Raw genomic sequence first — 6,114 nt, 5'->3', positions numbered from 1 at the left:
GATCTCCGCCCGCGGTCCGGCGTCCCGCCCGACCCCCGTCCCGCTGCAGCGCGCCGCCGCCCGGACGTCGGCGGTCCGCCTCGGCGCGGGTGCGCCGGTGCGCTCCGCGGGCAGCTCCGGTGCCGAGCCGGTGGCGGTGTCCGGTCGGGCTGCCGAGCGGGGCCGCGCCGGCGGTCGCCCGGCACCGGGGACCGTCGCCCTGCCCAGCCCTCGACCCGACCGAGAGGACACCACCCCGTGACCGCCGCCCACCCGCCCGCCTCGCCCCGCACGTACGGCAACTGGCGCCGTCCGGCCAGCGCCGGGCTGGGCGGGCTCGGCGCCCTCGGGACCGGTCTGCTGCTGGCGGGCCTCATCGGGGTGATCGCCACGCTCACCCTCGCCGGGCTGCTGTGGGCGCTCTCGGTGGCCGCCGTGCTCGGCCTCCTGCTGGCCTCGCTGGTGGTCCGCGACCGGCACCACCGGTCGGGGGTGCAGCGGCTCTCCGCACGGATCGGCTGGGCGCGGGCGCGCCGCGGCGGCGCGCACCTCTACCGCTCGGGTCCGCTGGGCCGTACCCCGGAGGGCACCTGCCGGCTCCCCGGCCTGGCTGCGGCGTCCCGCATGTCGGAGTGGCAGGACTCCCACGGCCGGCCGTTCGCGCTGGTGATCGTGCCCGCCGCCCGGCACGCCACCGTCGTCCTGGTCACCGAGCCGGACGGGGCCTCGCTCGTCGACGAGGAACAGGTGGACACCTGGGTGGCGCACTGGGGCGCGTGGCTGGCGGCCCTCGGCAGCGAGCCGAGCCTGGTGGCGGCCGCGGTGACCGTCGAGACGGCGCCGGACTCGGGTGCCCGGCTGCGCGCGGAGGTCGGCACCCACCTGGACCCGCGGGCGCCGGAGGTGGCGCTCGCGATGCTCCGCGAGGTCGTCGACACCTACCCGGCCGGCTCGGCCACGGTGACCGCCTACGTCTCGCTCACCTTCTCCGCCGCCGCCCGCGGGGGCGGCCGCCGCCGGGACGACGAGGACGTCGCCCGCGACATCGCCACCCGGCTCCCCGGCCTCACCGCGGGGCTGTCCGCCACCGGCGCCGGCGTCGTCCGCCCGGCCACCGCGCAGGAGCTCTGCCGGGCGGTCCGGGTCGCCTACGACCCGTCCGCGGCACCGCTGTTCGACGAGGCCGCGGCCGTCGGGGCGCCGCCCGAGCTGCGCTGGGACGACGTCGGCCCGGCCGCCGCGGAGGCCGGCTGGGGCTGGTACCGCCACGACGGGGCGCTGTCGGTGACCTGGTCGATGACGGCCGCTCCCCGCGGCGAGGTGTTCTCCTCGGTGCTGGCCGACCTGGTGGCGCCGCACCCCGACGTCGACCGCAAACGGGTCACCCTGCTCTACCGGCCGCTGGACGCCGGCCGCTCCGCGCGGGTGGTCGAGCAGGACAAGCGCACCGCCGACTTCCGCGCGTCGTCCACCTCCCGGCCGACCGCACGGGTGCTGCTGGAGCAGCGGGCCGCGGCGCTGACCGCCGAGGAGGAGGCCCGCGGCGCCGGGCTGGTCGACTTCGCGATGCTCGTGACGGCGACCGTGGCCGACGCCGACCGGCTCGAGGACCCGCACGCCGCTCTCGACGTCGCCCGCGCCGCCGTCGACAGCCTCGCCGCGACCGCCCGCACCCAGCTGCGCCCGGTGTACGGATCGCAGGACTCCGCCTTCGCCGCCGCGCTGCCGCTGGGCATCGTGCCGTCGGCCCACCTGACCGTGCCCCGCGAGTTCCGGGAGGCGCTGTGACTCGACGGCGGGGGAGCCGGCCGGCTCCCGGCCCGGGCGCCCGTGGCTGGGCCGGGAGGGGCGGCGGGGCATCGACCTACGTCCAGGCGCCCGACGAGTGGCGGGCCACCACGGTGCAGGCGTGTGGCCTGTGGCCCTTCGCCGCCGGCGCCGGGACGCCGATGACCGGGGTGCCGCTGGGACGCAACCTGCTGTCCGGCGCGACGCTGTGCTGCGACCCCATCAGCTGGTTCCAGCGGGCCCGGCTGATCAGCAACCCGTCGGTGTTCGTGCTCGGCAAGCCGGGCGTGGGGAAGGCTCTGGACCTCGACACCTCGGTCCCCACCCCGACCGGCATGGCTTGCATGGGCGACCTGCGGCCCGGTGATCAGGTCATCGGCGGTGACGGGCAACCGGTCCAGGTGGTGGCGGTGTCCGAGGTGATGACCGACCGGGAGTGCTGGGAACTGGAGTTCTCCACCGGGGAGCGGATCATCGCCGATGCCGATCATCTGTGGGTCACCGAGACCGCAATGGAACGCCAACGGCCACTGATGGAGTCAGCCAGACCCCGCAAGCGGCAGCCGATCGGTACGGCAGTCGAGCGAGCTGCCCTCGCTGTGGCGCTGGCTGAACCGACGAGACCGGTCCGCGTTCGCGACGTCACCCGGATCCTCGGCTGGGAGGACACCGGGCGGGAGGGCACGGTCTACGCGTGGGCCAAGACCCTCAACCCCTTGCCGGGTGGTGGATACGACGCCCACGATCTCCTCCGCCTGGTGGACACGCGTCTCGCTCGCCTCCGTGGCGACCTGCGCCACCGCATCCCCCCTCGGACGCCGACGACGACCCGCCAGATCGCCCACACCCTGCGGCACGGCGGCAAGGCGAACCACGCAGTGCCTGTGATGCCCGGGCTGGACCTCCCGGAGGCGGACCTCCCTCTCGATCCGTATCTGCTGGGTGCCTGGCTCGGTGACGGCACGTCGACCGCGGCTCACCTCACCGCGGAGGACAGGGAGATCCTCGATCGCATCCGCTCCCTCGTCGCCGAGGTCACTCCCACCTCGGCCCGCATGCGTTACCAACTCACCCTGCCGGGAACCCGACGCAAGAAGAGCGACGGGATCGTGCCGCGGTTGCGCAGCCTCGGAGTGCTGGGCGACAAGCACATCCCGACGGTGTACCTGCGAGCCAGCCAGCAACAGCGCAGGAACCTGCTCGCTGGGCTACTGGACACCGACGGCACGGTCTCACCTGCCGGCGGGCAGGTGCAGTACACCTCCACGTCGCCCAGGCTGGCTGCGGATGTGCTCGAACTGGCCGCGAGCCTCGGCTACCGACCCACGCTTCGCGAAGGCCGAGCCACGCTCGACGGCCGTGACTGCGGGTCGGTGTGGACCGTCGGCTTCACGACCACTGACGCCGTCTTCGGTCTGTCCCGGAAGCTGGAGACGTTGCGCACTCGATCGGTCGGGGACGGCAAGCGGACGCGGGTCCGCTACATCACGGCGGCTCGACGGGTGGCCTCCCGTCCCGTGCGCTGTATCCAGGTGGCCAACGACGACGGGCTCTACCAAGTGGGGCGCACCTTCATCACCACCCACAACTCGACGGTGGTGCGCCGCATCGGCCTGGGCTTGGCCGGATACGGCGTGCTGCCGATGGTGCTCGGGGACCTCAAACCCGACTACGTCGACCTGGTCGAGGCCATCGGCGGCCAGGTGATCCGGCTCGGCCGCGGGCGCGGGCACCTCAACGTGCTCGACCCCGGCGAGGCGCTGGCGGCGTCCCGCCGGTTGACCGGGGACGCCCGCGCCCAGGTGCTCGCCGACGCGCACGGACGCCGGCAGGCGATCGTCTCCGCGCTGATCACGGTCATGCGCGGGGCGCCGCCCACCGACCGCGAGGAGACGGTGCTCGACCGGGCGCTGCGCGTCCTCGACGGCACCCACGACGCCGAGCGGCAGGGTGCGCCGACGCTGCACCACCTGCTGGAGGTGCTGCGGGCCGCCCCCGAGGACGTCCGCGCCGCGGCGCTCGACCGCGGGGACCGGGCCCGCTACGACGACGTCACCGAGGATCTCGAGGCCACCCTCGTCGGCCTGACCGGCGGCGGCCGGCTGGGCCGCATCTTCGCCGAGCCGACGACGACGCCGATGCGCCGCGACCGGCCGGTGGCCTTCGACATCTCCAGCATCGACGACGCCCAGGCCGATCTCCAGGCCGCCGTCCTGCTCGCCTGCTGGTCGGCCGGGTTCGGGGCGATCAGCGTCGCGCACGCGCTGGCCGACGCCGGGCTCGAGCCGCGCCGGCACCACTTCGTCGTCCTCGACGAGCTGTGGCGGGCGCTGCGCGCCGGGCGCGGCATGGTCGACCGGGTGGACGCCCTCACCCGGCTCAACCGGCAGCGCGGCGTGGGCATGGCGATGGTGAGCCACACGATGAGCGACCTCCTGGCGCTGCCCGGCGAGGAGGACCGGATGAAGGCCCGCGGCTTCGTGGAGCGCTCCGGAATGGTCGTCTGCGGCGGGCTGCCCGCGGCCGAGATGCCGATGCTGACCTCCGCCGTCCCGCTCACCCGGGCCGAGCAGGACCTGCTCGTCGGCTGGCAGGACCCACCGGCGTGGACCCCCGGCACCGGGCCGGGGGCCGAGCCGCCGGGCCGCGGCCACTTCCTGGTCAAGGTCGGCGGCCGGCCCGGGATCCCGGTGCACGTGGCGCTCACCGGAGTGGAGCGCGAGCTCAACGACACCAACCGGCTCTGGCACGAGCTGTCCCGGTCCGCGGACGACGCCCCGTTCCCCGGGGCCGGCTCGCCGGCGACGGAGGGCCCGGTCCGCGGCTGAGAGAGGACCCCCCTGCCCCCCACCGGAGAAGGACCCCGTCCTCCCCACTCCTCGCAAGCTCGGGGCGGTGCCCAGGACGGGGCCGGCCCCTGCAGAGGGGCCATCGTGCGAGATCGCCGATCTCGCCGAGGCAGTTCGGGGTGTCAGCAGCCGGCGGACGGCGAGGGCAGCGGCCCCGGGGCGGGCCACAGGCGCGCGGTCACCGTGCCGACCATCGACGAGATCGGCACCGGGCCGAACGAGCGGGAGTCCACCGACCCGTCGCGGGCGTCGCCGAGCAGGAACAGCGAGCCCTCGGGTACGGCAACCGGGCCGAACCAGACGCCGTCGAGGTGAGCCGGGTCGATCCCCGGCTCGCAGACCGCCGTCCCGTCCACCACCAGGACGCCGTCCTCGATGGCGACCTCGTCGCCGCCCACCCCGACGGCCCGCTTGACCAGCATTCCCTCCTCCAGGGGGTGCGCCACGGCGACGACGTCCCCGCGCTGCACCGGGCCCTGGCCGTGCCGGACGAGCAGCAGGTCCCCCGAGGCGATGGTCGGCGTCATGCTTGTCGAGTCGACCCGCATGGGCTGCACCGGCAGCAGGCCGGCCATCGACGCGACCAGGAGGAGCGCCGTTCCCGCGGCCGCCCGCACGCCGATGTCGCGCAGACGCCGCCACGACCCACCGCCGGAGCCGGCGCCGGCTCCGGCGGCGGGCCGGGGGGTCGCCCCACCCCGGGGAGCCCGGTGCCGGGGGGCGCCGCCGCGGTCACCGGTGCGGGGGTCACCGATGACCGCGGCGGACGATCGGAGGGCCTCTGCTGTCCGGGCGTGGCCTCCCTGCGGGGACCTCACGCCAGGACGCCGGCGAACCACAGCGCCCAGGCGAGCGCGCCCAGGGCCAGCAGCGCGTTCACCGCGCGACCCCGCCAGGAGGCCGGCAGCAGGGCGGTGAGCGCGGTCAGGACCACCAGTTCCGCGGCGACCACCGCCGTGCCGAGCGCCTCGGGCCCGTGCCCGCCCGCCGCCGAGGGAACGCCGTCCATGGCCACCGGTCCCGCGGAGTCGAGTGACATGCCGTCGGCGAACCGCACGCCGGTGACCGGGTCGACCGACGTCGTCTCGCGGCTCGGGACGTCGTGCTCGTGACCGGTGCCCACGGCGTCGTGCACCGCGAAGGCGTCGAGCAGGCCGGTGGTGTGCGCGACCACGTAGAGGCTGAGCAGCCCCGCCGTGCCCAGCAGGGCCGTGGCGACCAGCCGCCGGCCGGCCCGGGTGCCTGCCCAGGCGCCCAGCGCCAGCCAGGCCGCCAGCCCGACCTGCGCCAGGGCGGTGAGCAGGAAGAAGCCGACCGCCAGCGAACCTGCGGACAGGTGGTCGACCGCCGCGGCGACGTGCAGCCCGCCGGCCGCCGCGACCCCTTCGCGATGCTGCCGTTCATCGGCTACAACGCCGGCGACTACTTCGGCCACTGGGTCGAGACCGGCAAGATGCACGACGCCACCAAGCTGCCGCGGATCTTCTACGTGAACTGG

At 75.6% G+C, this 6,114-nt stretch carries 6 protein-coding genes; 4 read left to right on the top strand and 2 right to left on the bottom strand.

The features are described 5' to 3' along the window. From E4P41_RS22880 to E4P41_RS20915, 3 genes are all read left to right on the top strand, one after another. On the top strand, positions 1 to 241 hold a 241-nt coding region (locus E4P41_RS22880; RefSeq protein ID WP_209307841.1), incomplete at its 5' end, for a hypothetical protein. Continuing rightward, positions 238 to 1,767 carry an SCO6880 family protein gene (locus E4P41_RS20920; protein ID WP_135143134.1) on the top strand — a complete coding sequence of 510 codons (1,530 nt, stop codon included), beginning with the start codon at positions 238 to 240 and terminating at the stop codon, positions 1,765 to 1,767. The genes E4P41_RS22880 and E4P41_RS20920, both read left to right, overlap by 4 nt. Further along, positions 1,764 to 4,595, top strand: a complete 2,832-nt coding sequence (locus E4P41_RS20915; protein WP_135143133.1) for an LAGLIDADG family homing endonuclease — start codon at positions 1,764 to 1,766, stop codon at positions 4,593 to 4,595. Before E4P41_RS20920 ends, E4P41_RS20915 begins: the two co-directional genes overlap by 4 nt. Before the next feature lie 143 nt (positions 4,596 to 4,738). Here the strand turns inward: E4P41_RS20915 and lepB are convergent, their stop codons facing one another. Beyond that, the gene (lepB, locus tag E4P41_RS20910; RefSeq protein ID WP_135143132.1) at positions 4,739 to 5,233 is read right to left on the bottom strand and encodes a signal peptidase I; all 495 of its coding nucleotides are present in this window, start codon (positions 5,231 to 5,233) and stop codon (positions 4,739 to 4,741) included. A 197-nt stretch (positions 5,234 to 5,430) separates the two neighbouring features. Continuing rightward, positions 5,431 to 6,051: a hypothetical protein gene (locus tag E4P41_RS22875; RefSeq protein WP_209307842.1), complete on the bottom strand. Its 621-nt coding sequence runs from the start codon at positions 6,049 to 6,051 to the stop codon at positions 5,431 to 5,433. On the opposite strand from E4P41_RS22875, the gene E4P41_RS20900 reads away from it, so the two are divergent. Next, on the top strand, positions 6,007 to 6,114 hold a 108-nt coding region (locus E4P41_RS20900; protein ID WP_245177540.1), incomplete at its 3' end, for a phosphoenolpyruvate carboxykinase domain-containing protein. The genes E4P41_RS22875 and E4P41_RS20900 overlap by 45 nt on opposite strands.

Source organism: Geodermatophilus sp. DF01-2, assembly GCF_004571065.1.
GTDB lineage: Bacteria > Actinomycetota > Actinomycetes > Mycobacteriales > Geodermatophilaceae > Geodermatophilus.
This window is presented reverse-complemented; position numbering and strand designations above follow the sequence as displayed.